Source organism: Vibrio sp. Vb2880, assembly GCF_033337975.1.
Taxonomy (GTDB): Bacteria; Pseudomonadota; Gammaproteobacteria; order Enterobacterales; family Vibrionaceae; genus Vibrio; species Vibrio alginolyticus.
Window position 1 is genome coordinate 342,387 of sequence record NZ_JAWORT010000001.1, and the last position, 25,799, is coordinate 368,185.

Annotated in this window: 26 protein-coding genes; 14 read left to right on the forward strand and 12 right to left on the reverse strand. The window is 45.5% G+C overall.

The genetic code is table 11. The annotated features are described in order from the left end of the window. Positions 1 to 136 precede the first annotated feature (136 nt). Genes R7M92_RS01460 through R7M92_RS01470 form a run of 3 tightly spaced genes read right to left on the reverse strand, consistent with a single transcriptional unit; the run spans position 137 to position 2,387 of the window. Complete coding sequence (locus R7M92_RS01460; protein ID WP_318132536.1) at positions 137 to 604, reverse strand: transcriptional regulator; 468 nt, start codon at positions 602 to 604, stop codon at positions 137 to 139. Further along, positions 604 to 1,536, reverse strand: coding sequence for an ATP-binding cassette domain-containing protein (locus R7M92_RS01465; RefSeq protein ID WP_170889913.1), 933 nt, complete (start codon positions 1,534 to 1,536; stop codon positions 604 to 606). Before R7M92_RS01465 ends, R7M92_RS01460 begins: the two co-directional genes overlap by 1 nt. A 2-nt stretch (positions 1,537 to 1,538) precedes the next feature. Next, entirely contained in the window at positions 1,539 to 2,387 is an 849-nt protein-coding gene (locus R7M92_RS01470; RefSeq protein ID WP_005374497.1) for an ABC transporter ATP-binding protein, read from the reverse strand. Positions 2,388 to 2,748: 361 nt separating this feature from the next. On the opposite strand from R7M92_RS01470, the gene R7M92_RS01475 reads away from it, so the two are divergent. Together R7M92_RS01475 and ribA are read left to right on the forward strand one after the other, a co-directional pair. Beyond that, on the forward strand, positions 2,749 to 2,946 hold the full coding sequence (locus R7M92_RS01475) for a PA3496 family putative envelope integrity protein (RefSeq protein WP_005374493.1): 198 nt from the start codon (positions 2,749 to 2,751) through the stop codon (positions 2,944 to 2,946). Positions 2,947 to 3,184: 238 nt separating this feature from the next. After that, positions 3,185 to 4,246: a GTP cyclohydrolase II gene (gene ribA / locus R7M92_RS01480; protein ID WP_256901206.1), complete on the forward strand. Its 1,062-nt coding sequence runs from the start codon at positions 3,185 to 3,187 to the stop codon at positions 4,244 to 4,246. Positions 4,247 to 4,314: 68 nt separating this feature from the next. Here the strand turns inward: ribA and R7M92_RS01485 are convergent, their stop codons facing one another. Continuing rightward, positions 4,315 to 5,070, reverse strand: coding sequence for a substrate-binding periplasmic protein (locus tag R7M92_RS01485; RefSeq protein WP_005383196.1), 756 nt, complete (start codon positions 5,068 to 5,070; stop codon positions 4,315 to 4,317). Positions 5,071 to 5,138: 68 nt separating this feature from the next. On the opposite strand from R7M92_RS01485, the gene R7M92_RS01490 reads away from it, so the two are divergent. The 3 genes from R7M92_RS01490 (at position 5,139) to R7M92_RS01500 (ending at position 8,199) form a co-directional block, all read left to right on the forward strand. Further along, positions 5,139 to 7,037, forward strand: coding sequence for an ATP-binding protein (locus R7M92_RS01490; protein ID WP_053303972.1), 1,899 nt, complete (start codon positions 5,139 to 5,141; stop codon positions 7,035 to 7,037). 100 nt (positions 7,038 to 7,137) lie between these two features. Continuing rightward, positions 7,138 to 7,347: a DUF3283 family protein gene (locus R7M92_RS01495; RefSeq protein ID WP_005374484.1), complete on the forward strand. Its 210-nt coding sequence runs from the start codon at positions 7,138 to 7,140 to the stop codon at positions 7,345 to 7,347. Between the two features lie 135 nt (positions 7,348 to 7,482). Then, positions 7,483 to 8,199, forward strand: coding sequence for a YebC/PmpR family DNA-binding transcriptional regulator (locus tag R7M92_RS01500; RefSeq protein WP_005374482.1), 717 nt, complete (start codon positions 7,483 to 7,485; stop codon positions 8,197 to 8,199). Positions 8,200 to 8,271: 72 nt separating this feature from the next. Here R7M92_RS01500 and rodA read toward each other — a convergent pair whose 3' ends face one another. After that, on the reverse strand, positions 8,272 to 9,354 hold the full coding sequence (rodA, locus tag R7M92_RS01505) for a rod shape-determining protein RodA (protein ID WP_104980289.1): 1,083 nt from the start codon (positions 9,352 to 9,354) through the stop codon (positions 8,272 to 8,274). Positions 9,355 to 9,747: 393 nt separating this feature from the next. Here rodA and R7M92_RS01510 point away from each other — a divergent pair, with 393 nt between their 5' ends. From R7M92_RS01510 to R7M92_RS01545, 8 genes are all read left to right on the forward strand, one after another. Then, positions 9,748 to 10,416 (forward strand): hypothetical protein, encoded by a 669-nt coding sequence (locus tag R7M92_RS01510; protein WP_005383200.1) that lies wholly within the window; start codon positions 9,748 to 9,750, stop codon positions 10,414 to 10,416. A gap of 9 nt (positions 10,417 to 10,425) precedes the next feature. Further along, positions 10,426 to 11,124: an ABC transporter ATP-binding protein gene (locus R7M92_RS01515; RefSeq protein WP_005383201.1), complete on the forward strand. Its 699-nt coding sequence runs from the start codon at positions 10,426 to 10,428 to the stop codon at positions 11,122 to 11,124. After that, positions 11,112 to 12,380, forward strand: coding sequence for an ABC transporter permease (locus R7M92_RS01520; protein WP_318132538.1), 1,269 nt, complete (start codon positions 11,112 to 11,114; stop codon positions 12,378 to 12,380). The genes R7M92_RS01515 and R7M92_RS01520 overlap by 13 nt, the downstream gene beginning before the upstream one ends. Then, on the forward strand, positions 12,373 to 13,158 hold the full coding sequence (locus tag R7M92_RS01525; protein WP_213899997.1) for an outer membrane lipoprotein-sorting protein: 786 nt from the start codon (positions 12,373 to 12,375) through the stop codon (positions 13,156 to 13,158). Before R7M92_RS01520 ends, R7M92_RS01525 begins: the two co-directional genes overlap by 8 nt. 45 nt (positions 13,159 to 13,203) lie before the next feature. Then, the gene (locus R7M92_RS01530; protein ID WP_318132539.1) at positions 13,204 to 14,550 is read left to right on the forward strand and encodes a hypothetical protein; all 1,347 of its coding nucleotides are present in this window, start codon (positions 13,204 to 13,206) and stop codon (positions 14,548 to 14,550) included. Then, positions 14,551 to 15,573 (forward strand): sensor histidine kinase, encoded by a 1,023-nt coding sequence (locus R7M92_RS01535; RefSeq protein WP_191116172.1) that lies wholly within the window; start codon positions 14,551 to 14,553, stop codon positions 15,571 to 15,573. It abuts the gene before it with no gap. Positions 15,574 to 15,588: 15 nt separating this feature from the next. Next, the gene (locus R7M92_RS01540) at positions 15,589 to 16,380 is read left to right on the forward strand and encodes a LytR/AlgR family response regulator transcription factor (protein ID WP_191116171.1); all 792 of its coding nucleotides are present in this window, start codon (positions 15,589 to 15,591) and stop codon (positions 16,378 to 16,380) included. Between the two features lie 68 nt (positions 16,381 to 16,448). Next, positions 16,449 to 17,084, forward strand: coding sequence for a DUF2268 domain-containing putative Zn-dependent protease (locus tag R7M92_RS01545; protein ID WP_213907516.1), 636 nt, complete (start codon positions 16,449 to 16,451; stop codon positions 17,082 to 17,084). 397 nt (positions 17,085 to 17,481) lie between these two features. Here the strand turns inward: R7M92_RS01545 and R7M92_RS01550 are convergent, their stop codons facing one another. The 4 genes from R7M92_RS01550 to R7M92_RS01565 all read right to left on the reverse strand — a co-directional run bounded on the left by R7M92_RS01550 (position 17,482) and on the right by R7M92_RS01565 (position 21,140). After that, positions 17,482 to 17,976 carry a peptidylprolyl isomerase gene (locus tag R7M92_RS01550; protein WP_213907515.1) on the reverse strand — a complete coding sequence of 165 codons (495 nt, stop codon included), beginning with the start codon at positions 17,974 to 17,976 and terminating at the stop codon, positions 17,482 to 17,484. 121 nt (positions 17,977 to 18,097) lie between these two features. Next, positions 18,098 to 19,759 carry a methyl-accepting chemotaxis protein gene (locus R7M92_RS01555; RefSeq protein ID WP_318132540.1) on the reverse strand — a complete coding sequence of 554 codons (1,662 nt, stop codon included), beginning with the start codon at positions 19,757 to 19,759 and terminating at the stop codon, positions 18,098 to 18,100. A 175-nt stretch (positions 19,760 to 19,934) separates the two neighbouring features. Then, positions 19,935 to 20,321, reverse strand: coding sequence for a thiol-disulfide oxidoreductase DCC family protein (locus R7M92_RS01560; RefSeq protein ID WP_053350112.1), 387 nt, complete (start codon positions 20,319 to 20,321; stop codon positions 19,935 to 19,937). A 24-nt stretch (positions 20,322 to 20,345) separates the two neighbouring features. Continuing rightward, on the reverse strand, positions 20,346 to 21,140 hold the full coding sequence (locus R7M92_RS01565) for a DUF4344 domain-containing metallopeptidase (protein WP_053308028.1): 795 nt from the start codon (positions 21,138 to 21,140) through the stop codon (positions 20,346 to 20,348). An 862-nt stretch (positions 21,141 to 22,002) separates the two neighbouring features. Between R7M92_RS01565 and gltS the strand changes: the two genes are divergently transcribed. Beyond that, positions 22,003 to 23,238 carry a sodium/glutamate symporter gene (gltS, locus tag R7M92_RS01570; RefSeq protein ID WP_005374448.1) on the forward strand — a complete coding sequence of 412 codons (1,236 nt, stop codon included), beginning with the start codon at positions 22,003 to 22,005 and terminating at the stop codon, positions 23,236 to 23,238. A gap of 100 nt (positions 23,239 to 23,338) precedes the next feature. On the opposite strand, the gene R7M92_RS01575 is transcribed toward gltS, so the two are convergent. Genes R7M92_RS01575 through R7M92_RS01585 form a run of 3 tightly spaced genes read right to left on the reverse strand, consistent with a single transcriptional unit; the run spans position 23,339 to position 25,394 of the window. Next, the gene (locus R7M92_RS01575; RefSeq protein ID WP_005383219.1) at positions 23,339 to 24,169 is read right to left on the reverse strand and encodes a hypothetical protein; all 831 of its coding nucleotides are present in this window, start codon (positions 24,167 to 24,169) and stop codon (positions 23,339 to 23,341) included. After that, positions 24,169 to 25,026 carry an ABC transporter ATP-binding protein gene (locus tag R7M92_RS01580; protein ID WP_318132541.1) on the reverse strand — a complete coding sequence of 286 codons (858 nt, stop codon included), beginning with the start codon at positions 25,024 to 25,026 and terminating at the stop codon, positions 24,169 to 24,171. The genes R7M92_RS01575 and R7M92_RS01580 overlap by 1 nt, the downstream gene beginning before the upstream one ends. Continuing rightward, positions 25,023 to 25,394, reverse strand: coding sequence for a GntR family transcriptional regulator (locus tag R7M92_RS01585; protein WP_005374444.1), 372 nt, complete (start codon positions 25,392 to 25,394; stop codon positions 25,023 to 25,025). Before R7M92_RS01585 ends, R7M92_RS01580 begins: the two co-directional genes overlap by 4 nt. Between the last annotated feature and the right edge of the window lie 405 nt (positions 25,395 to 25,799).

Sequence of the window (25,799 nt, forward strand, 5' to 3'; positions counted from 1 at the left end):
TTGTCCTTTCTGATGATTAATAGATTGGCTCATATTGTTACATTCATTCTGAATAGACTTCGCGAGTTTCTCCTCAGGAAACTCGCTTTTTTTTTGCCTAAAATTCCGCTAATTAAGCCTTGATCATTTTTCCGGACTAATGAGGTAAACCTTGATCATGCTTCTTGGGTTCATTCCAATGTAATGAACGCATCAACGCAACATGTGATTCGATTAAGCTATGGGCTTGTTCCAGCCACTTGTTTTGATCACACTGCTGATTACAAAACTCTAAAGCCACAACGGTGAGATGCTGAAGTCGTCTCAAACACCAATCTTTGATCAGAATATCAGTCGAGACTTGGCATGCTGCTTGTTCAAGCTTTGCACTCGTATAAAGCAAGGTTTGATATGCTTTCTGAGGGTCTTGGTACCTTGCATGTTGAAACACGCGTAAACATCCATCCAACCAGCAAGCAATCGCTTTACTTTGAAGATCACTCAATTCGGGTCCAAACACGTCATCAGGCACCTGATATAAGATCGTTTCCAATTTTTCTACTTGATCATGTTTCCGCTGTTCGTACCACATGGCGATTTGATCTTGCCAAGTACTCAAATCCATTACGCTGCCTCAGTCCATTGTTTTACATAGTGATTTGGCCCTATTTGATCAAATTCGTCGACAATTATGCTGCTACGTTGACGAATTTCATCGGCATCTATCGAATAGTTTGGCTCATTTTTCACTAAGTTACCAAAAGGTAAGTCAGGATCAGGAACGGCAGAAATCAACAGCTTAGTATAAGGATGCTGCGGATTCTTAAGTATTGAATGAGTGTCGCCCCATTCAACGATTTGCCCTTTGTACATTACTGCGGTTTCTTCCGCGATGTAGTGCGCAGTCGCCAGATCATGTGTGATGTATAAAAAACCAATTCCCAGTTCTTGCTTCATTCGTTGCATTAAATTCAACACTCCCAAGCGAATAGAAACATCCAGCATAGACGTAGGCTCATCCGCAAGAATGATTTGCGAACCTACCGCTAAAGCCCTTGCTAAGTTTACTCGCTGACGTTGCCCACCACTGAGTTCGTGAGGGAACCTATTCAATGTCTCTTCAGGTAGTTCCACCAGCTTTAGAAGCTCTTCCAAGCGGGCTGGGATGTCGCGCTCGTTTTTGACTTGTTTATGAATTTTTAAAGGACGTGTTAGGTGATGGCGAATGGTATGAGTTGGATTGAGAGAGCCAAACGGATCTTGAAACACCATTTGTACTTTACTGCGATATTCTTGTAGAGCCGATCGTGACGTGATCTCATTTATGTCAGTGCCATTGAAAAGGATCTCGCCTTGCGTTGCTGGATAGACTTTGGTTATTAAACGAGCGCAAGTACTCTTACCGCAGCCTGACTCTCCAACCAAAGCCAAGGTTTTTCCTGCGTACAGATCAAAAGTCACTCCTTGAAGCGCACGAAAGGTTTCCTCTTTCGCTAAACCACCGCCCACTTTGAATTCTTTAATCACATTTTTCATTTGGATGATAGGCTGGCTCATGGTTACGCTCCTTGTAACTCTGGTTGTTTGTGGACGTCATGGATGTTTGGGAAAGAAGCCCATAGCTTTTGCGTGTAGGGGTGTTGAGGATGATTGCGTATATCGTATGCTCGATTGACTTCGACGATTTCTCCGTGACGCATGATTGCAATTCGATCACATAGTTGGCTCATGAGTGCCAGGTCATGAGTGATAAAGAGGACTGAAAAACCGAACTCATCTCTAAGCTGATAAATTTGCTGTAAAATTTCTCGCTGTACCACTACATCTAATGCTGTTGTGGGCTCATCCATAATGATCAGTTTTGGATTTAGAGACAAAGCAATGGCTATCACCAAGCGCTGACGCATTCCTCCTGAAAATTGATGAGGATATTCTGCTAAGCGTTCTCGAGGAATATTGACCAAGTCCAACAACTTTTCTGCTCTATCTTTTGCTTGAGCGTTAGTGAGGCCTTGATGGTGTCGTAACACATCTGCAAATTGCTCTTGTATCGTTAAGACAGGGTTGAGTGAGTTCATCGCGCTCTGGAACACCATGGCGATTTCACTCCACCTTAGAGCGGTCAGTTCAGAGTCTGAGATACTAAGGATATCCTTGCCATCAAACCATATTTTACCGCCAGAAATGAACGCTGGCGGCTTATGAAGACGATTTATTGAGAATGCGATTGTGCTTTTACCACATCCAGATTCACCGGCAAGACCAAATACTTCGCCTTTGCCGATATCAAAGCTGACGGACTTTACCGCATTAAAATCACCATTATCAGTGATGTAATCGACGCACAAATCTCGGATCTGGATGACCGGGTCATTGTGGTATGCATGACTTAAGTTAATACCATCCATATAAACACCTAACCAATCTAAAAGATAATTATTATCATTATCAGGTGTGGCGGTTTTTAGAAAGTATCAAACCATGAATCAGTGAAGTGACTCGAAAGTTAGGTGAAACAGGAAGTGGTGTAATGCGTCGTTGATAAAACTAAAGAAGAGCAGAATTGAGAGCTAGATCAGCACACTTTTCGTAGGGGGAATTACTCAAATTTAATCGTAAATTTGTCCCTTGGCAAAACTTAAATGATGAATCTATTAAGGAGTTAACGAAAGGGCGGGAGGGGTCACATTTCCCTACAGTTTTTCTTACCACCTTGTTCCGGTTTTGCTATAGATTACGCATCGAAAACATGGTGTGTTCGGAGGAAATATGTCCATTAATTCTATCGACCATGACGAGATGACCAACATCGCTCACAAATGGGAATTACCTGATGAGGAAACCGTTGTGAAGCCAGAGAAAACAGTGAAATCAGCAGAAGCCAGAAGACGCATTGAAGCGTTACGTGAGATCCGTGAAAGTGGGTTGACCATTGAAGAAGCAAGGGAGCTTGGCTTGATACACTGATCGCCTCAGGTTGGTTTAGCAACCCATAGGGTAGTCGACGGACTGCCCTTTTTATTTTGTCACTCTATTACTCTCTTATTCAAAACCTCCATTTATCTGTCTTGCGCCTCAAAAGCACGAGTTTCACACTCACGTCCCGTCCCGAAGAAGTTTGACAATCTGACCTTGTGTTACTAGATATATCAGTAGCGATATGCTTTTTGTTGATTATCGCAACCACAAAGCAAGGAGCGCAAGTATGGTTGATCAAATCCTTTTTTATGAGCCCGATGAGCCCCACGGTTTTCTCTCAAATTTTTGCCATGCCCCAGTCAATATCTCCTCCCAAACTTGGCCCACCAGCGAACATTATTACCAAGCCCAAAAGTTTCTCGATGCTCAGTTGCAAAGTAAAATTCAGCACGCAAGCACCCCTGATGAAGCGTTTGCTTTAAGCCGCAAATACGAACACTTTGTCAGAAGCGATTGGGACGATATAAAGTTGGCTGTTATGGCTTTCATCGTTAGGGAAAAGTTTCTACAAAATCCACCATTAGCGCAGCAATTAATGAGAACGGGTAACGCTTGCCTAACAGAGCATTCTCATAAAGATGCCTTTTGGGGAGACGGGGGAGATGGTAAAGGAGAAAATCATCTAGGAGAGATTCTGATGAATGTTCGAGCAGAGCTGAGACATGTTGAGCCTTACAATCTCGTGAAGTTTATCGATAAAGCCAAATTGCCCACCCAGTGGGGCACATTTATGATGTACGGCTTTATTGAAGCCGCGACAAATAAAGAGCATCTTGCTCTGGTCTATGGCGAGCCAACAAAAAGTGCAGCACCACTTATTCGGTTGCATTCGGAGTGTCTTACCGGAGATGCTCTATTTAGCACGCGTTGTGACTGTGGTTTTCAGCTTAATAGAGCGCTACAAAACATCGTCAAAGAGGGATGTGGCGTGCTGCTTTATTTACGTCAAGAAGGGCGTGGAATCGGCTTGATTAATAAAATTCGTGCCTATCACTTACAAGATGATGGCGCAGATACCGTGGAAGCAAATGAGCGTTTAGGTTTTGCCGCTGATATGCGTGATTACGCGTTCTGTAAAGGAATGCTAGAGCATTTGGGGATTGACGCTGTGCGTCTAATGACGAATAACCCACGCAAGCTCGCCGCCTTAAAAGCGGTTGATATTAACGTCATTGAACGAGTGCCATTACAAGAAGGGAATAACCCAAGTAATCAATATTACCTGCAAACCAAGGCGAGTAAATTGGGGCACATGTTTGATCCTAAGTTTGTTAACCACACTAAGTAAGTGCTACAGATTTCCCAGAAACAAAAACGCCAACGTATCATCGTTGGCGTTTTTGTTAATGAGTTGATTCATTGATACTTTTGAATGATTTCATCAATTTCCCCTGAGGTTTTTAATTCAACGAGTCGTGTATTGATGTAATTTTGAGTTTCTGGTTGCATTTGAGGTGAAAAAGCCAGGTAGATTGAGTAGTCAGGAATAACCGAGCTGAAAGGCTGTATCTGAAAATTCTCTAACGGCAAATTGAGTCGCTTTAAGTTGTAAAGGACTCGGGATTCCATCTCGACAAAAGCTGTATCTCCAGGGGTTCGGCTTATCACTCGGTATGCGGCGTTGTAGTCTTTCACACGCATTTCATTGACACTGCCATTTTCAAAGAACGGTGTTAAATTTGGATAATCAAACCCCAGCAGTAATACAATAGAACGACCATGCATCGTATCCATATTTTTGAATTCTAAAGGCTTCTCGCTACTCGACACCAGTACATGTTTTACAGTGTAAATGGGCTCCTCAGATAAATTTTCCGATTGCACCTTGCCCCAGTTCGGGCTGCCATAAGTTAACCAGTTTGGCTCAGCGCCTTCTTCCAATATGGAAATCATACGTTTAAATGGATAAGTATGATAATTCACTTGGTAATCCGACTCCGCGAAGATAGCGCTGACGATATCGGTCACAATTCCGGAGTGCATTTGTCCCTGTTGTTCAATTTGAAATGGTCGAGCTTGTTCAGCAATGACGTAATAGTTCACTTGATTTGCGGTCACATGAGAACTTACAACAATTAAGCTAAAAGCCAATCTAAGTAGAAGTCTTTTCATCGTATCCTCGATTATTATTTGTGCGTAGCTATATTTAGAGTAGCGCAAGTTTATCGGAGCGGTTTCATATGGATGAAAAAGAGCGATCTCAACGTCGTTTTAGTATCGGCAACCAACTTATGTTGGCGGTATTAACGTTGAGTTTAATCTTTACGGTCATCATTTCTACAGTGAGCTTATATCGAGTTTTTCACGAAGATTTAGCCCATTTAGATGTTGAATTAAAGCAGGTTGAGTCTAGCTATTTATCGAGCTTTTCTGCGAGTTTGTGGGTAGAGGATAGGGAGCTGTTGTTGACACAAGCTCAAGGTGCAATGCGTATGCCCTCGGTGGACTACTTACGTATTGCTAGTGAAGACGAAGTTATCATTGAATTAGGTTCGGCGCTTTCTGAGGATGTTGTCGAGAGAAGCTGGCCGATGCAGTATCGGGTCGGCGATAAAACGTATGATCTCGCGATATTAACGGTTCAATCGGATCTTAGCGCGATATATGAAGATCTTTGGCAGCAGTTCTTTTTTCTACTTACGACAGAAGCGATCAAAATTCTTGTCCTCATCATTGGTGTTCTTTGGGTGGCGTTTCGCTTGTTGGTCAATCCGTTACAATTGCTGTCTGGTGCGGTGAGCGATTTTCGTGGCGGTACAGTGCCGAGTAAAGTGACTCTCCCTAAACGATGGTGCTTTGATGAAGTGAGTGTTTTGGCAGAGAAATACAACCGAAGTGTTGAGAAAGTGAAAGAGCACCAGACTGAGTTAGAGGCTGAACGCGATAGGGCAGAAGTCGCTAATCGTAAGAAAAGTGAGTTTCTTGCCACTATGAGTCATGAGATCCGCACACCGATGAATGGCATTATTGGTGTGTCGTCGTTGCTCAATGACACCGACCTCGATCCCCAGCAAAAAGAGTTTGTAGAGATCATTGACAGTTCTTCTCACTCACTAATGACGATCATCGACGACATTTTGGACTTCTCTAAAGTTGAAGCTGGCAAAGTAGAGCTGGAATACACGAGCTATGATCTTCGCGAGCTACTTGACGATGTCATCAGTTTACATAGTGTCAAAGCCAAGCAGAAAAACTTACAGCTGCTCAGCGATATTGATCCTCACTTGCCAATCGAAGTGCAAGGTGATGCCACACGATTGAAACAAGTTCTGAACAATTTGTTGAGCAACGCGATTAAATTTACCGAGCGCGGCCATGTGAAGCTTCTTGTAGCGTTGTCTCGACTTGATGGAGAGACCGCTCATATCCGGTTTCGAGTTGTGGATTCTGGTATTGGTATTGCGAAAGAGCACCAACAAGCAATCTTCGAACGCTTCCAACAAGCTGATGGTAGTACCACCAGAAAGTATGGTGGGACAGGGCTTGGTTTGGCGATAGCTGCACAGTTGGTTAACTTGATGGGAGGGGAAATACAACTAACAAGTGAGCTTGGGCTGGGAAGCTGTTTTGAATTTTCGATTCCTGTTGCTGTAATAAATGCGCAATCGACCTATACCGACCAACTTAATGTATTAGATTTCCCGAAAGCGGAAGACAACGAAATCAGCCCTCAAGATAATGATAAACCTTGGGTATTGGTTGTTGAAGATACCATCGTCAATCAGAAGGTAGTTCGCATCATGTTAGAAAAACTGGGTGTGCGAGTGAGTGTCGCCAACCATGGCGAAGAAGCATTGCAGCTGTGTGATCAGCAGCCTTTCGATTTGATTTTTATGGACTGCCAAATGCCTGTGATGGATGGGTTTATTGCTACGGAGCGAATTCGAAAAATGGGAGAGTGGGGGAAACACGTTCCAATTATTGCGCTAAGTGCCAATGTCATTAAAGAGGATCAGCAACATTGCTTCGATGTTGGGATGAACGAGTTCGTGGCTAAACCCGTTACCAAGACTCGATTACAACAAATATTCGAACAGCATTTACCAAAAGCACTGAAAATCAGCGCTGTGCCTAAATAGTTAACTTGAAATCGATCAAGTTAAGTGCGTTTCTATTCTGTAATTGTAACTCTGTGTGATATAGTGCCCGGCTAGTATTTAAAGTACCTTGAGGCTGTGAATGTCGTTTAATCTATCCCTATTGCCGCCTGACGAAAAAAACAAAATCGAACTGGATAAGCAGGCGTCGTTTTTGGTTTGGAAGCTCAGAGAGGCCAAATCTGGTCCTGAAGCAATAGAAGAACAGTTGTCCAAGATTAACGATGCTGATGAAAAGGCGTTTTTCCAGCAATCGGTCGAAAAGTACAAACGAGTAATGGGTGTCGCTTAACGCGAACCGTGGCAATGGTTCAATCCAATGCGACGAATGAGGTAACCTCCCTATTCCTTTGCTAAGCGAAATTGAAAAGGTTTCGCTTTTTGCTAAAATCCTTCGCATTAAATTTGAATTTAGAGAGACATCCCGATGGGAAGAAGTTTTGAAGTGCGCAAAGCCTCTATGGCGAAAACTGCAGGCGCGAAAATTAAAGTTTATTCCAAATACGGTAAAGAAATTTACATGTGCGCGAAAAACGGTGGTGGTGATCCAGACATGAACTTGTCTTTGAAACACCTGATCGCAAAAGCGAAAAAAGACCAAGTTCCTGCGCACGTTATCGATAAAGCGATCGACAAAGCGAACGGTGGCGGTGGTGAAGACTACACTCCAGCACGTTACGAAGGCTTCGGCCCTGGCGGTACTAGCGTTATCGTTGACTGTCTAACAGACAACGGCAACCGTACTTTCCAAGATGTACGCCAATGCTTTGTGAAAGTCGGTGCGAAAATTGGTGTTGAGGGCTCGGTTTCTCACATGTTCGATCACCAAGCGGTATTCCAGTTCAAAGGCGACGATGATGAAATCATCCTAGAAACGCTAATGATGGAAGATGTAGACGTTACTGACGTTGAGCTAGAAGACGGTGTTATCACTGTATTCGCACCTCACACAGAATTCTTCAAAACAAAAACTGCGCTTAACGGTGCATTCCCAGATCTAACGATCGATGTTGAAGAAATCACATTCGTTCCGCAAACTCATACGCCTGTATCGGGTGAAGATGCTGAGAAGTTCCAGAAATTCCTAGATCTTCTAGATGACTGTGATGATGTTCAGCAGGTTTACCACAACGCAGAGCTGTAATTAATTCGCTCATATCGTTGTAAAAAGGCTTCCTCGGGGAAGCCTTTTTTGATCGCTTTTTCTCAAGCAGAGCTATACGTTACGATATTTGGAATAACACAGCGACATGATTACACCAAAACAGATACCTTGAGTTAGCATCGCCGTGCCGCCATAGCTAAAGAAGGGAAGTGGGCTACCCATTACTGGCAACAAGCCACTCACCATGCCCGTATTGATAAAAGCATACAGAAAAAAGCTCATCGCTAATGCGCCACTTACCAGCCGACTAAAAAAGTGGTCAGACTGACATGCAAGCAACATAACGCGTGCAGTAATAAACAAGTACAATGCGAGTAAGACTAAACTGCCAACAAAGCCCCATTCTTCCGCATAGGTCGAAAAAATAAAGTCCGTATGACTTTCTGGAATAAAGCCAAGTGTTCCCTGCGTTGCATTCATCCAACCTTTGCCTTTCATACCGCCTGAGCCAATCGCAATCAAAGATTGGATGATTTGGTAGCCCGAACCCAGTGGATCGGACTCAGGGTGCAAGAACTGTGTTACACGGCTCTTTTGATAGGTTTCCATAACGAAGAACCATAAAATAGGTGCTAACGTTAAAATGCTCGCAATAAACCCGCAGATTATTTTCCAGCTCATGCCAGCCAAAAACAAAACGAACAATGCATAAATGATGGTAAAAACTGCACCGTCTAAATCCGGTTGTAGCGCGATTAACCCGGCAGGAATCATTGTAATAAGTAAGCAAAATGCAATTTTCCGACTGTCTGGTCGACCTCCTTCAATATGCAGCATCCAGGCGATCATGATTGGAATGGAAAGTTTGATTAGCTCAGACGGTTGAAAGCGGAAGAAGCCGATATCGAGCCAACGTTGAGAGCCATTGGTGCTATCACCAAATAAAGCGACAGCAAGTAGCAGAGCAACCGCAATAATGTAGAGATATGGAGCTGAGCGCTGATAGCTGGACGCTGGAATCGAGGACATGACCAAGATACAAACTAATGTCAGTCCGCAGCGCGCCAAATGTTTGAAGAGCATCGCCTCATTAAAGCTACTGGCACTCCAGAGAGTGAGCGAACTTAACAGCATGATCGGAATGATCGCCATTAGCAGTGGCAAATCAACTCTTGGGAAATAACGCTTATTCATTTTCAACGACCTAATAACGCACCTATTTTGAGTGCGAAAACAACTAAAACTCGAAGAGTTCAAACTATTCCGATGCTAAGAATCTCGATTTCGAAACAACAGACACCATGCAAAGGTGTGTAAGAAAGGAGAGTGCGACACTGTCTGTTATGGGGAGCTGTGGGATGGATAAATACACTAGCCTCAGATTTTAAGCCAGTGTTTTTATTGTGACTGCCGTAAAAATGTAGAGTTACGAATGAGCGGAATTGTATTTTCTGTTTAAGTGAATGTCATTCATCCTCTCTCAATACCATTCACTCTGCATAACTGCCATTGGTCGCATGCAAAAGCAGCGTGCGACCTTCTCCCTTAATCTGAAACCATCAAATCACGTTCAACTAAGGACAGTACATGATGGTTTCTCAATCTCGCTCAATCAAAGCTCTTAAACTGGCAAGTACGTTTATCGCCGCATTTGCACTTAGCAGCAATCTGGCTCTGGCTAACCCAAGCGAGCGCACACTCAGTCAATTCAACCAAGCAGCGCAAGGTGACTCTGGCTTAGTTGATACCGTTTACGGCGAATTATCCAAACAACTCGAAGAGCAAGGCGCAACGCCGGTGACCTTGGTTTACTTGGGCAGTGCGGAGACGTTGCAAGGTCGTGAGGCGTTTATGCCTTGGAACAAGATGAAGTTCACCGAGCGCGGTCTTGCCACTATCCAAAAAGGTTTGGATTTAATGGCGAATCAGCCAGTTCCACTGCAAGAGCAACAGCGCTTACAAGGCTTGCCGGAATACCAATTAGCCACCGCCATGGCAGCCACTACGTTTACCTCTCTGCCAGACATGTTCAATCACTTTGAGCGTGGCTACGAGCTGTACCTTTCTCTGCTCGATGAACCGAGTTTTAGCCAACAACCTTTCGCGGCTACTTCGTGGATTTACCGTTATGCCATTGAAGCGGCACTGCGCGCTGAAGATGTTCAACAAGCCAAAATATGGTTAGCGCAAATGGAGCAATTGGGCGACAGCAATCTAGAAACGCAAACCGCGAAAGCGCTGCTAGCGAAATATTAGGGAGGCGTCATGATTGTTTTTAATCAACTTAGCCGCGATTACGCCCTTGGCAGCCAAACGGTGCGTGCATTACGAGACGTTTCTGGTGAAGTGTTTTCCGGCGAAATGGTGGCATTGTGCGGACCGTCTGGCTCAGGCAAAAGCACCTTACTTAACGTGCTTGGCATGCTGGATACTCAATACCAAGGTCAGGTGACATTTGCAGGCAGCCCATACCCAACCGGACAAATGCAGGCGGCGAAAATGCGCCGTGAAAAGCTTGGTTTTGTGTTCCAAAAATTCAATCTTGTCCCCGTGATGACGGCACTAGAGAACGTGGCGTATCCGCTGCATCTCAACGGTTTTTCAAAAGCGGAACAAACCGAGCTCGCCACACAAATGCTAGAGCACGTTGGCTTAGGCGAGTTTATTCATCACATGCCAGACAACCTATCAGGCGGTCAGCAACAGCGAGTGGCAATTGCGCGCGCTTTAGTGCACAAACCAGCATTGGTGATTGCTGATGAGCCAACCGCAAGTCTTGATAGCCAAACTGCCAATAAGGTCATCGACATTATGAAAGGGCTCGGACACGAGCTTGGTACTACTTTTATCGTCGCCACTCACGACCCTCGCATGGCATCCCGTTGTGACCGCACCATTGAGTTGGTGGACGGCAAGATTACCCAAACGCACGCAAGTGTGGAGGAGGTTTCATGGGCAAGCTAATTCCAGTTTCCGTTCGCCTTGCTTGGTTGAACCTGCAACGCAATCGCCGCCGCAGTTTGTTGTCGATGCTGATCATCGCCATTGCCGTGTTTGCGTTAACCAGTGCGGGTGGTTTTGGTCTTTACACCTACGACAGTTTGAAAGAATCGACAGCACGTGACACGGGGCATCTGACGTTAACCACGCCGGGTTACTTCGCCAAAGAAGAAGAGATGCCGCTGAGTAATGGGTTAACTCATGCGGACGACATCACCAAGCAATTGATTGGGTTGAATGAAGTGCGAGGTGTGCAGCCTCGAGTTGAGTTCAGTGGTTTGATTTCCAACGGCAACAAGTCGTCGATCTTTATCGGTATTGGCGTTAACGAACGCGAATTCGATATGAAAGGACCGTTTTTGGACGTGCGTGAAGGGCAAACGCTGTCCAACATTCATGCATCGCGTTATGACCCTGCAGAGCCAGAGGTGATGCTCGGCGCTGATTTGGCGAACAACCTAAGCGTGCACGTTGGCGATTGGATTACCTTGCTGGCGACCACTACCGATGGCGCATTGAATGCGTATGACTTCAAAGTACGAGGCATCTACTCAACAGGCGTGCCTGAGCTTGATAAACGCCAGCTGTACGTGCACATCAACAGCGCGCAATCGCTGCTCGGTTCAGACAAAGTCAGTGCGTTATCTGTCTTCCTGTTCGATACCAGTTTAACTAACCAAGTCGAGCAACAAGTGGCTTCGGTTCTGAGTAAGCAAAAGCAGAACTTTGGCGACCAAGATATTGAGATTACGCCTTGGCAAGAGCGCGCGTTCTTCTATCTCAAAGTGAAAGATTTGTACGACCGCATCTTCGGCATCATGGGCGCAGTAATGGCGTTGGTAGTCTTTGTCGCCCTGTTCAACACCATGACCATGTCGGTCACCGAGCGTACACGTGAAATCGGCACCTTGTCAGCTCTTGGTAGCTACCCTCGCGAAATCATTGCTGGGTTCTTGCGCGAAGCCGGGTTACTTGCGGTGATTGGCAGCTTAATCGGCGCTTTGTTTACGGCGCTAGTCACCATTTTACTGATGGTCGTGGATGTGCAAATGCCGCCACCGCCAGGACGCACAGAAGGTTACCCATTAACGATTTACTTCTCTTGGGAGCTGGTGGCTGTCGCTGGATTCGCAGTATTGATGATTTGTTTGGTTGCAGCGTTTTTCTCGGCACGCAAAGGGGTGAACAAGCCAATTACGGAGGCTCTGATTTATGTTTAATTTCAAATCACTATTACCAATGGCACTGCTGACGGTAAGCGGCATGGCAAGCATGAATGCCAGTGCGAATGAAACAGCGTTAGATGCACAGCAAGTTGCGCAATTGATTGAAAAAGCCGATAGCTACCGCTTGCAAGATGATTCCTCCAAAGTGGTGTCACTGGTGCGCTTATATCAAGACCAAGAATTAGATAAAACCCGCCTTTACCACGTGTACACGCGTCCAAATCGTGAATCGCTGGTGGTGTTCAAATCAGCAGTCGAAGCTGGGCAAAAGATGCTGATGATGGGCGACAACTACTGGCTGCAAATGCCAAAGAGCCGCCGCCCGATTCGCATTACGCCAATGCAGAAGTTGCTTGGGGAAGCGTCTATCGGCGACATCTCAACCCTGACGTGGAGCCAAGATTATCAAGGTGAATGGAAAGCGACAGAAACCGTTTCGGTGAACGGGGAAAGTGTCGCGGCTTATCATCTTGCTTTAACCGCGAAAACCAAAGGGGCGAGTTATCAGAAGATCGACTTATGGTTGTCTGAGCAAGATGCGTTTCCAATTAAAGCTGATCTCTACTTGCGCTCTGGCAAACTCGCCAAGCAAGCGCAATACGGACGTGCAAGCGACAATGGCGAAGACTACGTCAGTGAGATGACCTTGCTTGATAGCATTCAGCCGAGCAAAAAGACCGTTATCGAGTATCAAGAGATCGTGCCTTGGCAGCTGGACAACAAGTTCTACAACCCAAGCTATTTGCCGAAAGCCAATACGACTCAGCTTTAGCCTGAACTCCTTAAATAGAACCATGAAAACGAGCAAGGAAGTCACATGAAATCGCACCAGCCTAACCTTAACAAAAGCACCAGTTTGTTGATTGCTGCGTCGTTGTGTGTGGGCGCAGCAGCCCCAGTTTTTGCCAATGATGAGCTGAGTTTTGAGTGGGATTGGGCTGTCAGTTACGAAACTGCCAAGCAGCGTGACAGCGCATTTATGCAGGCGCAGGGCAGTTCTCGTGATTCACTTAATGCACTGTTGGATGTGCAAGTGAACTATCAAAACTTCAGTGGCTTGTTCGCACTGTACAGCCAAGGTTTGTACCTCAATCAACAAGGAGAGAGTGATTGGTGGAGTGAAGCTGATAACCAACTGTTGATTCGAGAGCTGGCTTGGCTAGGGGAGTGGCAAGTCGGTGACACTACACTTGATGTGAGTTTGGGTAAGTTACGCGTGGATTGGGGCGTGGGTTATGGCTACCGACCTTTGGATCTGTTTAAGCCTTATCGACAAAATCCTGTTGGCTTAGTAGCAGAAGAAGGTGCGGGTGTGTTTTCACTTTCACACTACGATATGGCCGGCGAATGGACCGTCATTGCGACCGATTCAAGCTGGGGGCAACAAGACCAGAGTGCTCTTGATCAAGCCGCAGAGCAGCAAGGTGTTGGTATTCGTCGTTATGCGCTGGTGGGTGACACCGAGTATCAACTTATTGGTTATTACGATGATGTGCGCCGAGGTTTGCTTGGCGCCAGTGCCATTGCGGTGTGGGATGAATCCATCGCCATGCACGGTTCCATGCTGTGGCAAAAGCAAAGTGTCGGCTATCAGTTTCAGCAGGATGATCTTTACCAACCCGTTTCAGTTGAGGAGCAGGGCAGCGCATTCCAAGCCTTAATTGGGTTGAATTGGGCAAACCAAGTCGGGCACAACGTGATTGCTGAATATTGGTACGACAGTCGTGCATGGTCGAAAAGCGAATGGCAACAAGCAATAGGGCGTGGCGAATTACTCTCTCAGATCCCTGATCCTAACAACTCTCTGTTGGCTAGCAGCGCTCTACTTGCGACAAGCTACGCCCAAGGGTTTCAGCATGCCAATATCGTTCAGCATAACGTAATGCTGCACTGGAGTTGGGATGTAGAAGCGTGGGCTGCATGGAACGGTAAAGCGGATATGGGCTGGCTAAGTGATGTAACCCCTACGTTGGATGTGATGTTGGCGCCACAAGATGGTGGTGTGATTGTCACGCAGTGGCTTAACTACCAATGGATTGATACCGGCGATCAAAGTGTAGAAGTGGAAGTTGCCGCACGCTTTTTAACCGGAGACGACCAATCTGCTTACGCACAAATCAATGATAAGCATATGATTGTATTTAACATCAAAGGGAAATTCTAAATGTGTTCAGCAAAATCAGTGGTGAAAAGTGGATGGTCGCGTAGCTTATTAGTGACCACGGCATTTTGTCTCTTTATCGCAGCAATGACGCTTTCTGTTTGGGGCGGCTCATTTTACGTTCATGTTATGGTGAGTTTTGGATTTGGCTATTCGGCTATATTCTTCTCATGGCTTGTCGACCGCCTGTTTCCTACCATTCCTCGTTTGGCGGAAGTGGCTATCTCGCTGACGGCTTGCTTATTGTTCGGTGTGGTAAACGCCGAGTTTTGGCTCGGAGAATATTTCGGCATCTCAGGTATGCTATCGGTTGGACTCATGGGGTTGTTATTCAGTGCCATGTGCTTTTTCTATTTCTACTCACGCGAGCAACATGCGATCGCTCAACGAGAGTTGGAAGCCATCAAGCGCGAGAAAGCAGAGCAAGATCGTGCGCTCTTGCTGAGTCAGCTTAAGCAGATGCAAAGCCAGATTGAACCGCATTTTCTATTCAATACCTTGGCGAATATCAGCGCGCTCATGTCGCAAGATGTCGATAAAGCCAAGCTGATGCTAGAACAGTTAACCGCGCTGCTGCGAGCAACGCTAAAAAGCTCACGCGAAGAACACACCACCATAGACAATGAAACGGCGTTACTTGAGGCTTACTTAAGCATCCAACAAACCCGTTTAGGTGACCGACTCAGCTACAAGATTGAGGTTGAAGAGGGACTAGGCAGAACCGAGTTACCGCCGATGATGCTCCAACCTTTAATCGAAAACGCCATCATCCATGGTATTGAACCGAAGCGAGAAGGTGGCGAAGTCAGCTTACTCATTAAGCGCGAACAACAGAACTTGAAGATTGAAGTCAGAGACACAGGTGTTGGCTTGAATCACGTGAGTGGGCACATGGGGTCTGGCGTGGGTCTAAGTAATCTCAAGCAGCGAGTTGAAGCTTTGTTCGCAGGTCAAGGAGAGGTTTCTATCAGTGAGTCAGCTCAGGGTGGCGTTTGTGTTCGCTTGCGCTGGCCAATGGAATCGTAATCAAGGAAGAAAGGAATGAATACAGGGTTTACTGCCATTATTGCTGATGATGAACCGTTATTGAGGCGTCATCTTGATAAAAGCCTAGCTGAAGTGTGGCCAGAGCTAGAGGTGATAGCCAAAGTCGCCGATGGTGAACAAGCGTTGCAAGCCATTGAGCAAAGTCAACCTGATATTGCGTTTCTCGATATTCGTATGCCAGTTTTGGATGGCATGACATTAGCGCAAAAACTCAATCAATTCGCCAATCCACCTTTGATTGTGTTTGTCACCGCGTACGATGATTACGCCATCAAAGCTTTTGAGCAAAATGCCGCCGATTATTTGCTCAAGCCTATCTCGGATGAGCGCCTCCTGACGACGTGTGAAAGAGTGAAAGCACGCCTTGCTAAGCGAGAGCAAGAAAGCAGTAATGTGCAGATGAGCAGCCTGTTAGAACAGTTGCAGCAATTATCCGCGCCACAAACACCGCAATATCTTCAGTGGATCAAAGCGACGCAAGGGGAAGACATTCATCTGATCGCCACGTCTGATGTGCTGTATTTCAAAGCGGAAGAAAAATACGTTTCTGTGTATGCCCAACAAGGACAAGGCAAAGTGCAGGAGTATTTGATTCGTACATCGTTGAAAGAGTTGATAGGGCAGCTTAACCCAGAACAGTTCTGGCAAGTGCACCGTTCAAGCGTGGTGCAAGTGTGCAAAATTAGCAAAGTAAACAAAGACTTTGCTGGCAGAATGTTTGTGCACGTTGGAGAAAACAAGCTCCCTGTGAGCCGTGCATCTCAAAGTTTGTTCAAAGGGATGTAATCGCTAGAACTGCTCACTCTTTACACTGTAAACTCGCTGCTCTTAACCCACATTATCAAGGAAGATAAATGAGTTATCGCGTAACCCTGTTAAATGCGACGGGAGAACTGTCTTCAATCTCTGAGTATTTGCATCAGAAACTTGATGATCTGAGCTCACAACTTTCTAGTTACTTTGATTTAAGTAACATTGACCTCACCATTAGCCCGTTTGATCGCAATGATGTACCGCAGACGGGGATTGGTGGCTATTGCTTAAGTGCCTATCGTGTAGAGATTCTGCTTGATACTCAACGTGCTGATATTAAAAACGTTATTGAGAAAGAACTGGCTGCGGTGTTAGCGCATGAGTTGCATCACCTGTTCCGTATGCGAGCGGGAGAGAGTGGCGTTGCACTTGGTGATGTACTAATTATGGAAGGGTTAGCTTGTCACTTCGAACGTAAGGTGAATGGCGGCGTCACTCCGAGCTTGTTTGAGCAAATCAAAGATCAAGATTGGCGCCCTTTCTACGCTGAGATGAAAAACAAGCTGACCAGCCTAGATTACAACTTCGACGCTTACTTTCTTGGCAGCGATGAAAGCCGCTGGCCGAAATACATGGGGTATTGGGTTGGGTACAACCTTGTTGCTGAATATTTGGTTGATTTTCAAGGCTCTGAACTGGATTTGGTTGGAGCCAAAGCTGAGCTTTTCTATCAATAACTTCGGCACAAGCCAAACTATACCCAAGTAACCTCGAGATGCTAGGTTCAGCGAGAATGACTTGGTTTGTAGACGCGGCGGCGATTTAAAGGTTTGGTGGGCCCAATTCGAGAATCGACAACAAAGTATACAATCCAAGACCCTTACTATTTGTAAAGAGGGCCCTTTGGGAGCGTGTCATTGGCTCGACTTCTGTGTCAAACAACTTGGAAAGAGCTGGCTATTACGCTGCGTTGTTTTCCTTGACCTCGAATCAATGACAACGCTCTGAATCCTGCATCTTGAAGTCACTTGGGTATAATCGGCTGAGTCATAAAAACAAAAAGCGCCTAGATCATAAGACGTTAGGCGCTTTCTTCGTTTTATAACGACGATTTCTCCGCAGAGGCGAATGGGCTTATTCGTTGACTGTCACTTTCTCGATAATGATTGGATCGCATGGCACATCATCGTGGCCAAACTTAGAGGTAGTTTTCACTTTCGCGATGCGATTTACGACATCCATACCCGCGGTCACTTTACCAAACACGGCGTAGCCCCAGCCTAGGTTGGTAGTTGCAGTGTGGTCTAGGAAATCATTGTCTTCCAAGTTAATGAAGAACTGTGCCGTTGCAGAGTGCGGTGCATCGGTACGCGCCATTGCGATAGTGCCAACAAGGTTCTTTAGACCACGGTTTGCTTCGTTCGCGATTGGTCCGCGCGTTGGCTTTTCTGCCATGTCTTCGGTGTGACCGCCACCTTGAATCATAAAGCCATCGATAACGCGGTGGAAAATGGTGCCGTTGTAGAAGCCATCTTCACAGTATTTTTTGAAGTTCTTTGAGCTAACTGGCGCTCGTTCTAGGTTCAGTTCAATCTCGATGTCACCGAAATTGGTGGTCATAATAATCATCTGGTTTGCCCTTATGGGTGCTAAGTTGGCGGCATTATAGCTAAGTCGTATGAGGATAGCAGAAATAAAAACAGCGACGTTTTGGCGTCGCTGTTTGCATGGAGAATGGGTGAGGAAAGCGTTAAACCGTAAAGCGACCGACCAAGTCGTACAGCTCGTTAGCTTTGTGGTTTAGGTTGCCACTACCTGCGCGGTTTTGATTCGCAAGGTGTGCCGATTGGCTGCTTTGTTGAGAGATGACTTCGATGCGTTGTGAAATCTCTTGGCCAACTTGGCTTTGCTCTTCGGTTGCTGTTGCGATCAGGGTGTTCATGTCCATGATGTTAGCAATTGCGGCTTGGATTTCTTGCAGTGCGGCAGAGGCAGCTCGTGCTTCCTCAACCGTTGCTTCACCACGCGCTTGGCTTGAGCCCATGGCTTTCACTGCTGCATCCGAGCCAGACTTCAACTGCTCAATCATTTGGTGAATTTCGCCTGTGCTGTCTTGAGTGCGACTTGCCAGTTTACGAACCTCATCGGCAACGACTGCGAAGCCTCGACCTTGTTCGCCTGCACGGGCTGCTTCAATGGCTGCGTTCAGTGCCAATAGGTTGGTTTGCTCAGCGATGTCTTGAATCACTTCTAGTGAAGAAGAAATGTTTTGTACATCGCTCTCTAAACGAGAAATCACCGTGCTGGCTTCCGATACTTCTAGCGCGAGCGCTTCGACGGAGTTCGCTGCGGAATCAACAATGTGTTTCGCTTGCTGTGAATTTTCATCGGCGTCTTTGGCGGATTGCGCAGCTTGGTTAGCGTTGCTGGAAATCTCGTGGGCCGTTGCTGTCATCTCGGTCATTGCCGCTGCGACTTGTTCGGTCTCTTCACGTTGACCAGAAGCTAACTCATCCACTTGCGATGCACGCTGTGACATCTCGTTGGTCTCTGAAACCACTTCTTGTCCTACGTGGCTAACGCTCTTAATGATGCCTTGCAGGCTTTCAACGAAGATATTGAAGTTACGGCTCAGCTGCGTGAACTCCGGCACGCTCGATTCTTCCATGCGCGCGGTTAAATCTGCATCGCCTTGCGCGAAAGAGTGAATTGAAGCATCAAACTGCTCAATAGGCTTCATGATGCTGCGGTTAACAAACACGGCAAAGACTGCAACTATCGCTGTAATCGAGGCACAAAACAGGGCTATCGCAGTTAGTGTGGTGTTGAGATCTTCGTGTGCGGCTTTTTCCATATCTGCCACAATGGCGTCGATATCGTCAGTGTAGAAACCCGTTCCCAACATCAAGTCCCATTCAGGAATAAACACTGAGTAGCTCAGTTTCGGTAGTGCTTCACTCTGACCGAGTTTCGGGAAGTAATAAGTCGTGAACTCACCAGTTTTGGCATTTTTTAGCAAATCCTGAATCAGGTAATTGCCTTTCTTGTCCTGCAAGTTATAGAAGTTTTCCCCTATGCCTTTGGTGTTTTTACCCACCACGACGCGAACGCCTTTTGAATCATAACCAAAGATGTAGCCGGATTGACCAAACTCTAGTTGTTTCAAGATAGGCAGAGCCTCTTCCAGTGGGGCATTTTGTGCGAGTAGCGGTTCGACAGCGGAACGCGCCATTTGTACGTAACTTTTGAGTTCGGCTTTTTTCATCTCCATCATTCGACTTCGAGTTTGCTCAATCTCGTGCTCGTTGTAGGCCGTGGTTTGTACGTAGGTGAACCACATCATGCCTATTGCCATAGTTAGAATTGGAATTATTGAAAGGATATATAGTCGTTTTCTGATCGTCAGATTCATAGAGACGTCCTTCTCTCGGCGCAGCGTTACAAGTGACAAGCTGAATAAGCTTGCCTGATAAAAGTGTTAATACTTATTGTTGTAATGCTTAGAGATTAACCGAGTTAATCAATCAGAAGTACTGGAAATTTGTAAATCTAGACGAAGGTCGTAGCATTTTTAAGCGGGATCACAATTAACGTGAACACGACCCACTATTGCAACGAGAAGTCCCTGTTAACCAATATGAGACGCGATACCTATTCTTTGCGAATTTGAGGTAAAGCCAGTCAGCAACAGGTTTAACGAGGCGCCAACGCAGTGGAGCGTAGAGCCAACCGCGACCAACTAATTGCCACGCACGATGAGTCACGTCCAACCCAAGCAGAAGCTCTCCCTTTTCGTTGAGGGCGTGCAAAATGGTGTTGGCTTGTTCAGGATCGATCTGCGGATAATCTGCGAATGTATCACTATAGATATCGACGGTTTTGATGTGCTGCTTGGAATCGCGTTGTTTTAGCGCCTTCATCTCTTTGGCACAAAGCGGGCAGGTTCCGTCATAAAATATGGTGAGTTTTGTCATTGCGGTCTTCTTATTTGAGATTTTCTAATCGCTTTTACGTGGCGAATTTTCTTTTGGTTCATTGTTTTGCAAGTAATGCAGCCAATTGTCGCGAATGTTGCCGTAATTGAATTGGCAGAACTCTTTGCGATCACGCAGGTAGTCTTTTTCTACTTCATCGAGTAAGGCTTTGTATTGCTCAGGATCACTACCGTACACCAAACATAACGTTGAAAAGTAACGCTGCAAATCAAAGCTGTGTTCGTCAATGTACTCGCCAAAATCGTAGTAGTCCGGTCTGTCGTCGGATTCGAATGCGAACATGTCGGCGGCGCTAATGGCCATATCTGCGCCATCTTCTAGGAAGTCAATCATTAAAATAGTGGCAAAATTATCGACCGCATCTTCTTCTTTTCCGAGAACAGGGATGCTTTGATCTTCGATGTAAGCATGTCCAGCTTCATGAAGTAAAGTGTGCAATAACGTATCTAGCGCCCCTGTTTTTGGGGATTTTCCGAAGCGTTCTTCATACTGATTATTGGAGAAGTAATTGAGCGACTCCAAATAAAAAGTGTAAGGAACGTATATTGTGTGTGTATCAGGATCATACATTGGACCATCTTCTCCGCCGTAAACCAGCGTGAGAGCTTTATCAAATGGAAAGTAGGCCTGAGACAGCTCAACAAAGATGGTGTTTACATCGCTGCTTTGAATCGATTGTTGGGCGATTTTTTCATGAGTTGTCTCTATGGGAGAATATTGAATACGAATGTTTTCAGCTGCTGTAGCTGATGAGACGATGCTGAGTAATAGCGCAGCGCAAAGCGAATGAATGTTCATGTGGGACTCTTGTTATTGAATAACTTGTATAAAAAATTATACATGTTTTTGTCTGATGCATAGTTGGGGTTGTACTCATTAGCCAAAGTCGGGACGTCGGTCTCGAAAAGCAATCATGATAACATCGCATATTTCGGCTGCTTGGTTCTCTAGGGCGTTTATCAAGACCTCTTGGATAAGAACGGCGGTGAAGTTATTAGCTATGCATCGTTTTCTAAGAAGCTTACTGAGTAACTGTGCTTCGATCTTTATCTGTGAAAATGATAATAGGCAGTTAATCATTGCAAGGTTTAACCATGGGGTTGGTGAATGTCACTGAATTGAAGAAAATTATCAGCGATATGTTATAATCCTGCTCCGTTGTGACGAAAACGTTTGTTGCAGCCTGAGAGTTTCCTTGGATTCGGCTCGTTTATACACCATGAGCCAGAGTTGAAAAGCTACGACAGGAACAGGCAAACCCAATTGTTTTGAACGCGCTCTCGGCGTTTAGCGGTTACAACGGGAAGGAACTTTGTTTGATAGTAATTGACACATTCTGTTTAAGTAAGGGAGCCCGAAGTGGTTCAGAAAGTGTCACCCAGAATTTACTCACAACACGACACCCCAAGCGATAACGCACAGGTATTGCGAGGGGCCATTTGAAGGAGCTGTATCAGCTCCTTTCACATTTAAGGGCTTGCTAACAGCGTAAAAACTGACACATCGCTTAAGGAGCGCCCCTTAAACTAGCCTAAGGCGCATCTACACCAACTTTTTGAGTATTTTCGAAACAATAAAGCGAGAAAATTTGCTATTGAACGAAGGTTAAACTAACACTCATTCATTACGGAGAATGAAGAGAACAATAATAAGAGGCGATATGAATCATTTAATATCTGTAGGTGCACTGGAGTCCTTCTTGGTCGCAATCAGTGTGCTTTTCCTGGGGCATTTTATTAATGCTAAGCTACCGATTTTAAAGAAATTCAACATACCTGAGCCGATTGTAGGTGGTCTTATTGTAGCCTGCATGATTACTGCTCTTCATTTCAACGGCATCGATTTAGAGTTCGACTTGCCATTACAAAATACGTTTATGTTAATGTTTTTTGCGACAGTTGGTTTGGCCGCAAATTACACTCAGTTGATGAAAGGAGGTGCGAAGGTTTTTATCTTCTTAGCTGTCGCATCGTTTTACATCATCATACAAAACGGCGTTGGCGTTTCACTTGCGGCGGCGCTCGGTTTAGATCCTTTGATGGGGTTAATTGCTGGCTCGATTACTCTGTCAGGTGGTCATGGTACAGGTGCTGCGTGGTCACAAACCTTTCAAGACGTGTATGGATTGGATAACGTCTTAGAAATTGCAATGGCATCAGCGACTTTTGGTTTGATCATCGGCGGTATCATTGGTAGCCCTGTAGCGCAGCGTCTGGTGGAAAAGAACAGCATAGAGTCTGAGTATGGTCGTGGTGGTCGAGATGCCAAAACTCACGAGAAATTCCCGGAGTTGGTGACTTACAATGAATACGAAGAAGATAAAGTAACGGCGAAAAAAGTGGTGGAGAAACTCTTCTTCCTACTGATCTGTGTTACTGGGGCCAAGTATGTCGAGCAATGGGTAAGCACGTATGAAATCTCATGGCTGATGATTCCAGACTTCGTATATGCGCTATTCATTGGTGTGATCATTACGAATTTCTTGGAAGTGACCAAGATTCGTAAGTTAGATGCCGAAACGGTCGATATGTTAGGTACGGTATCGCTATCTCTGTTCTTAGCGATGGCTCTGATGAGCTTGAAGTTATGGAATATCTTCGATCTAGCGATTCCATTCTTGGTTATTTTAGCTGTGCAGTCTGTCGTCTTAGCTATCTTTACGTACTATGTTACGTTCAAAGTGATGGGAAGCAACTACGATGCTGCGGTTATTGCAGGGGGGCACTGCGGTTTTGGCTTGGGTGCAACCCCAACAGCCGTAATGAACATGGGTTCGATCGTTAACCGATTTGGTCCGTCGCCGCAGGCATTTATGGTGGTGCCAATTGTGGGGGCTTTCTTTATCGACATCGTCAACTTAATTATCTTGCAAGGCTACATTTCATTCCTTGGTTAAAGTTAAGTGGATGAGCTCCTAGAGGCGAAATAAAACGGTCACAACACTGGTTGTGACCGTTTTTTTATGGCTCGATTTTGGCCGTTTATCGGACGACGGATTATTGAATGGTTCGGCTGAACTTGAGACTAGCTGTCCAACCAAGAACGCCGATGAAAGCGTAAATGCCAACGTTTAACCAGCCCGCCTGAGGAATGGCATTAAATGGGCTTGGTGCAGCAATGGCGTGCAGTGGAAGGTAAAGCACTTCGGAGAAGAACTGATCTAGGCCGTAATAGCCAAATAGTGCGATTGGCATCCAACGCAGCGCATAAATGGCGATAAACAAAATGACCAGTGGTGAGTTCACTTTTTGTGAAATAGCCATCGCAGTTAATGCCAGCGGTAACAGCAGAATACCGGCGAAAAACATTCTGATTAAAAACTCTCCCCAATGCAGCAGCACGTAACCTAACGAGGCTTGGCGGTACAATAAAGCCAATTGGTGATCAGTAGAGATGTTCAGCAACCACAACATTAAATTTGCAGCGAGTACGAGCACCGAGCAGACGAGCGGAATCACCAATAAGCCAAATCCTAGCTTCACTAAATGGGTTTTTATGTCACTGACAGGCATACTGCGCCAAAACATAATGCTGCCTTCCGCCCGTTCTTTGCGTAGCGTTCTTGGGAAGTACTGAACGGCTAACAAGATAGACAGCAGGCCTGCTCCTCCGGTAATCAACGTATTGACATCATCACCAAGCTCTTTGTGAATGTCACTGACATCGCCACCAAAGCTCATTTGGAAAAACATATTGTGTTGTAAAGTGTCGTTACTCATTAAACTCACAAAGAGAATAACTCCACACGCCAACACAAACAGTGGAATACGTAAAACAAGAGGGTTTTCTAACCACTCTTTTTGCAACATCGCGACAACTGAACGCATTACGCTGCCTCCTTCTGCAATGCTAAAAATAGATCCGCTAACTTCACCCCATGGATGGAACCCATTGTTTCTGCTTGTTGGGCATACAGGGCTTTGAGTAACCATTTCGTTGAACCGAGGCCTTTTTGTGACGAGAGTGGGTTCATCGCTTCAATTTGTGTGCGGTGCTCGTCGTTGGCTTCAAGAATGAAATAGTCTTCACTGATACTGTCCATCGAGGTTTGCAGAACGGGGCGACCATGCTTAAGAATCAGAACATCTGTCAGCAAGTGCTCAATCTCTGATACTTCATGACTGGCGATGATCAACACGCGCTCGCCGTCGTGAAACCATTCCAATAAGTGACGATAAAACGTCTCGCGATACACGAGATCTAACCCGAGTGTCGGTTCATCCAATATGAGGATTTGGGTGTTGGTCGCGATCACAATCGCGAGGTGTAATTGCACCTTCATCCCTTTGGATAAAGATTTGATGCGCGCACGAGGTTTGATGTCCGTTTGACGAAGTAGCGTATCTGCTTGGGCGCGATTGAACCCTGGATGCACGCCCTCGGTATAGTTAAGCAGTTGAGCAACGGTCATCCAATCTGGCAGAACGTTGACATCCGAGATGTAGGATAAGCTCTGCATTATCTTGTCGCGTTGCATAATAGGTTCAAATCCGTTGATACGAATAGTGCCCTGATATTCATGTGCACCGAGTAGGGCATTAATAAGCGTTGATTTACCTGCGCCATTATGGCCGAGTAAGCCAAGTACTTGTCCTGCATGTAGGTCGAAACTCACTTCATGCAGTGCTTCTCCTTGTTGCTGATATTGCTTGGAGACGTTGTTTACACTGACTAATGCGCTCATTGGTCACCTTTCAAGTGTGGTTTTAGTTGTTGAATGAATTCGTCGAGTGACATATCCAGACGCTGTATTGTGTCGGCTATCTGCGGAATTTGTTGCTGAAGAAAACGTGCCTTCTCGTCTGCGAGTAATTTGAGCTTTGCTCCTGAAGCGACAAACATACCTTGACCGCGTTTTTTCTCCACTAGCCCGTCATCAACAAGCAATTGATAGCCTTTCATAACGGTGAGGTGGTTAATTTTCATATCTGCAGAGATGCTACGGACGGAGGGCAGAGCATCGCCTTCTTGCCAGACACCTTGCAGTATTTGCTGCGTGATCTGGTCTGCCAACTGTCGAAATATCGGTTGGCGATCATGCCAATTAGTCATGAGTGAATCTCTTGGTTGAGATGGTGTTATATATATGTATAACACCTAGTGCATTAGAGAGAAAGTAATAATTTAAAACCTAGTGTATCCGCCTGTCTCATTCGCTCTAAATATCCACCTATGTGGTCGTTGTTTTGAGGTTTTGTTTAATATGGAAATTAAACGCTTCTCATAAGTTGAGAAGTGTTGTTTTTCTCTTCCCATCAATACATTTATCGCCTGTTCTAAATGAATATTCTCATTAAATGATAATTAGCATAATTTTAGGTCTGCCTATTTCTTACTTGATGAGAATTGATGGTCAAAGAGGCCTAGAAAACAAAAGTTTCGAGAGGCAATCTGACTGGCTTAGGCACCTATCTCACGTTGAGCGCGTGCTCAATGAATGAGAAAGAGTAGAGTAAA

What these genes read in the sequence shown, in the direction of transcription:
- R7M92_RS01460 (WP_318132536.1), bottom strand. Translation starts at nt 604, where the DNA reads ATGGATTTGAGTACTTGGCAAGATCAAATCGCCATGTGGTACGAACAG.
- R7M92_RS01465 (WP_170889913.1), bottom strand. Translation starts at nt 1,536, where the DNA reads ATGAGCCAGCCTATCATCCAAATGAAAAATGTGATTAAAGAATTCAAA.
- R7M92_RS01470 (WP_005374497.1), bottom strand. Translation starts at nt 2,387, where the DNA reads ATGGATGGTATTAACTTAAGTCATGCATACCACAATGACCCGGTCATC.
- R7M92_RS01475 (WP_005374493.1), top strand. Translation starts at nt 2,749, where the DNA reads ATGTCCATTAATTCTATCGACCATGACGAGATGACCAACATCGCTCAC.
- ribA (WP_256901206.1), top strand. Translation starts at nt 3,185, where the DNA reads ATGGTTGATCAAATCCTTTTTTATGAGCCCGATGAGCCCCACGGTTTT.
- R7M92_RS01485 (WP_005383196.1), bottom strand. Translation starts at nt 5,070, where the DNA reads ATGAAAAGACTTCTACTTAGATTGGCTTTTAGCTTAATTGTTGTAAGT.
- R7M92_RS01490 (WP_053303972.1), top strand. Translation starts at nt 5,139, where the DNA reads ATGGATGAAAAAGAGCGATCTCAACGTCGTTTTAGTATCGGCAACCAA.
- R7M92_RS01495 (WP_005374484.1), top strand. Translation starts at nt 7,138, where the DNA reads ATGTCGTTTAATCTATCCCTATTGCCGCCTGACGAAAAAAACAAAATC.
- R7M92_RS01500 (WP_005374482.1), top strand. Translation starts at nt 7,483, where the DNA reads ATGGGAAGAAGTTTTGAAGTGCGCAAAGCCTCTATGGCGAAAACTGCA.
- rodA (WP_104980289.1), bottom strand. Translation starts at nt 9,354, where the DNA reads ATGAATAAGCGTTATTTCCCAAGAGTTGATTTGCCACTGCTAATGGCG.
- R7M92_RS01510 (WP_005383200.1), top strand. Translation starts at nt 9,748, where the DNA reads ATGATGGTTTCTCAATCTCGCTCAATCAAAGCTCTTAAACTGGCAAGT.
- R7M92_RS01515 (WP_005383201.1), top strand. Translation starts at nt 10,426, where the DNA reads ATGATTGTTTTTAATCAACTTAGCCGCGATTACGCCCTTGGCAGCCAA.
- R7M92_RS01520 (WP_318132538.1), top strand. Translation starts at nt 11,112, where the DNA reads ATGGGCAAGCTAATTCCAGTTTCCGTTCGCCTTGCTTGGTTGAACCTG.
- R7M92_RS01525 (WP_213899997.1), top strand. Translation starts at nt 12,373, where the DNA reads ATGTTTAATTTCAAATCACTATTACCAATGGCACTGCTGACGGTAAGC.
- R7M92_RS01530 (WP_318132539.1), top strand. Translation starts at nt 13,204, where the DNA reads ATGAAATCGCACCAGCCTAACCTTAACAAAAGCACCAGTTTGTTGATT.
- R7M92_RS01535 (WP_191116172.1), top strand. Translation starts at nt 14,551, where the DNA reads ATGTGTTCAGCAAAATCAGTGGTGAAAAGTGGATGGTCGCGTAGCTTA.
- R7M92_RS01540 (WP_191116171.1), top strand. Translation starts at nt 15,589, where the DNA reads ATGAATACAGGGTTTACTGCCATTATTGCTGATGATGAACCGTTATTG.
- R7M92_RS01545 (WP_213907516.1), top strand. Translation starts at nt 16,449, where the DNA reads ATGAGTTATCGCGTAACCCTGTTAAATGCGACGGGAGAACTGTCTTCA.
- R7M92_RS01550 (WP_213907515.1), bottom strand. Translation starts at nt 17,976, where the DNA reads ATGATTATTATGACCACCAATTTCGGTGACATCGAGATTGAACTGAAC.
- R7M92_RS01555 (WP_318132540.1), bottom strand. Translation starts at nt 19,759, where the DNA reads ATGAATCTGACGATCAGAAAACGACTATATATCCTTTCAATAATTCCA.
- R7M92_RS01560 (WP_053350112.1), bottom strand. Translation starts at nt 20,321, where the DNA reads ATGACAAAACTCACCATATTTTATGACGGAACCTGCCCGCTTTGTGCC.
- R7M92_RS01565 (WP_053308028.1), bottom strand. Translation starts at nt 21,140, where the DNA reads ATGAACATTCATTCGCTTTGCGCTGCGCTATTACTCAGCATCGTCTCA.
- gltS (WP_005374448.1), top strand. Translation starts at nt 22,003, where the DNA reads ATGAATCATTTAATATCTGTAGGTGCACTGGAGTCCTTCTTGGTCGCA.
- R7M92_RS01575 (WP_005383219.1), bottom strand. Translation starts at nt 24,169, where the DNA reads ATGCGTTCAGTTGTCGCGATGTTGCAAAAAGAGTGGTTAGAAAACCCT.
- R7M92_RS01580 (WP_318132541.1), bottom strand. Translation starts at nt 25,026, where the DNA reads ATGAGCGCATTAGTCAGTGTAAACAACGTCTCCAAGCAATATCAGCAA.
- R7M92_RS01585 (WP_005374444.1), bottom strand. Translation starts at nt 25,394, where the DNA reads ATGACTAATTGGCATGATCGCCAACCGATATTTCGACAGTTGGCAGAC.